Consider the following 3090-nt stretch of genomic DNA (forward strand, 5'->3'; position numbering starts at 1 on the left):
CTTGGCTAGAGACTCAGCCCAAGGATACCTATGACTAATCCTGCTTCACCGCTGGCTGCTGATGACATTGCTACCCAGAATCAACAGGCGATTGATCTGTTGGTGCGGATGATTACCCGCTCCTTGGGTGAATTTTCACCCGTATTAGTGGTCTGTAACTACGCTGATCTCCGCAAGCAAATGGTCGATCGTCTACGCCAGCAGTGTCCTGTAGAGATTCAGGGCATTTCTCTGCCCAAGAAGGCCGATCGGCTATTACCTGCGATCGAAGCGCGAGTGCAGCGACAACTACCCCCTGCCCTGATGGTGTTCGGCATGGAAAAAGTAGCAAATCTGGAACAGGTGCTTCATCGTGCTAACCGCATCCGGGAGGAATTTCGCAATCATTTTCCCCTGCCGCTGATCTTTTGGGTGGATGATCCTACGTTGGCAATGGTGACCCGCCATGCTCCCGATTTTTATAGCTGGATGCCAGTCGCCGTTCGCTTTGATCTGCCTACCGATGCCTTGGTCGATTTACTGCAACAGCGGATAACTACGGAATTTAACAAGTTTCTGGCTCCGGCAACACTGATTGAGAACTTGCGGTTTGATGCCGATCGCCACCACCAGCCCTATGCTGAACTAGAGGCAGCAGTCCGCGACCTAGAGAAACGAGGCTATCAGCTTACACCAGAACTGATAGCTGGGGTACAGTTTGTCCAAGGGCGAGAAGCTTTAGCTCACAATAATTTGGGGTCAGCCCGTGATTTGTTCGATCGTAGCCTTGCCTTCTACGGCGGCTTCTATACATTGACAGAGGCCGAAGAGCATACCCCTGACCCTGCAACCCTCCCAGCGCCCGATCTTGCCTATCAAGCCTGTATTCACTTCCACTTAGGGTTGACATGGCGGGTGCGGGCAACGGCAAATCGAGCGGAATATCTCCCCTACTGTGCCAAGGCGCGAGATCACTTCCAGCAGTGTTTGGACTATTTTCGGCAGTTGGGCAGGCTAGACTTGGTGGCGCAATACCTAACGCCCTTGGGGGAAGTGTTGCACCGGCTGGAGGAATGGGATGCGTTAGAGCAACTAGCCAACGAGGGATTACGGTTGCATCGACAATTTGATGACCCGGTGCGGTTGGCCAATGACTATGGCCTGTTGGCGATCGTCGCTGGTGCCCGTGACCGGTGGCAAGATGCCCAACGTCTAGCCATTGCTGCCCTAGATACCCTCCACAAGGCTGAACAGGAGGGAATTTCTGACGTAGATTTGATTTGGGCAAAGACCTATCACCTCAACTGGTATCGCTTTACCCTTGCCCAGGCCATGCACCACTTGGGCAATATAGATGGGGCGATCGCTACCCTAGAGCAAGCACGGCAAGAATCTGACACTAAGTATGACCCAGCCCTTGCCATCCGTCTGCGAGAAGACTTGCGTAACCTCTACTATCGCCGAGGCCAGTATGCGATCGCCTTTGACCTCAAACAAGAACAGCGTTCCCTAGAGCAACAGTATGGATTCCGGGCATTTTTGGGGGCAGGAATGCTCAAACCCCAGCGCCAGCCTGTGAATCCTCTTCAGGCAGAGGATGATGACCGCCCAGCGATCGCCCGTGAAATTGCCACCTCTGGCAGAACCCAGGATGTCAATGCTCTGATTCGTCGTCTGCGTGACCCCCAAGTTAAGCTAGTAGTCATTCACGGCCCCTCTGGTGTGGGCAAAAGCTCTATCCTCAGTGCTGCCCTCATCCCTGCCCTGCACCATACTCGCCTAGAAGAACGAAATGTTTTGCCAATCTTGCTGCGCCGCTATGGTCGATGGCAACCAGACTTGACAGCGCAAATTCTAGCTAGCACCAAGGCTGGTAACAACTCCTCATCGCCTCTGTCCTCTGATCCCCTTCCCCTGATTCAATCCCTAGCCAGTAGTGACTATTACCTGATCCTTATCTTTGATCAGTTTGAGGAATTTTTTTTCAATCCTGACCACAGCCAGCCAGAGCAGCGCCTTCCGTTCTATCACTTTTTGCGAGACTGTCTCAACACCCCCTTCGTCAAGGTAGTGCTAGCTATCCGTGAAGACTATATCCACTACCTGCTGGAGTTCGATCGCCTCACTGCCCTAGAGATGATCAACGACGACATCCTCAGCAAAGACATTCGCTATTACCTTGGTGACTTCACCCCTGACCAAGCCCGTCAAGAGATTCGCAGTGCCACCCACACCACCCCCTACCAACCAGAACCCGCCCTTATCGAACAACTGGTTACCGACTTAGCCGGGCAACTGCGCGCTGTTCGTCCCATTGAGCTGCAAATCATCGGGGCAGAACTGCAAGACAGTAACATTACCACCCTAGCAGAGTACCAGCGACTCGGTGACCACCCTAAAGAAACCCTCGTCACCCGATCGTTGCGGCGGGTAATCGAAGACTGTGGCCACAGCAGCGAACAACAAGACCTTGCCCAACTAGTGCTGTACCTGCTCACCGACGACAAGGATCATCGCCTGCAAAAAACCGCCAGTGAACTGGCCCAAGAACTGCAACAAGACTTCGGCATCCAACTCTCTCCCCTCACCTCTGATGCCAAAGCCCTCCATCACATAGAGGAAAGCCCTTATCCCTTACCTCTTTACCCTTCCTCCCTGACCTTTACCCTTGCTGTGTTACAAGGCTCTGGCATTGTGCTGCAAATTCCCGCTGAGCCAGAACCCCGCTACCAAATCGTCCACGACTACCTAGTTAGCCACATCCGCCAGCAATACCGCAACCGCCTAGAGGCCAAATATGCCGCCTTGGAGGCCAAATATGAGCAGACCCTTGCCGACAAATTAGCTATGGAGGAGCAGCTCAACCAAACCCTAAAGGACAAACTGCGCCAGACCCGCCGCACTGTCGTTGCCCTCTCTATCCTGGGGGGATTATTTGCCCTTGCTGCCCTTACTGCCCTTGCTGCCATTGGCTTTGGCATCCAAGCGAGGCAAAACGAAGCCACTACCCTCGCGGCCTCGTTGCTGACCTATGAGATGAGCGAGTTTAGGTTAGCACTAGTCCACACCCATTGAGTTGAGATAGCCTGCCCTCATCCCCCATCCCCTTCT

Annotated in this window: 1 protein-coding gene; it reads left to right on the forward strand. The window is 53.6% G+C overall.

Annotated features, from left to right (window positions below; all coding sequences use genetic code 11):
* The first annotated feature begins 30 nt into the window (after positions 1 to 30).
* Complete coding sequence (locus tag NZ772_16420; GenBank protein MCS6815140.1) at positions 31 to 3054, forward strand: hypothetical protein; 3024 nt, start codon at positions 31 to 33, stop codon at positions 3052 to 3054.
* Positions 3055 to 3090: the final 36 nt, after the last annotated feature.

This window comes from Cyanobacteriota bacterium (assembly GCA_025054735.1).
Lineage (GTDB): Bacteria > Cyanobacteriota > Cyanobacteriia > SKYG9 > SKYG9 > SKYG9.

Excerpts from the sequence above, each read along its gene's own strand:
- NZ772_16420 (MCS6815140.1), top strand. The coding sequence starts at position 31 with ATGACTAATCCTGCTTCACCGCTGGCTGCTGATGACATTGCTACCCAG.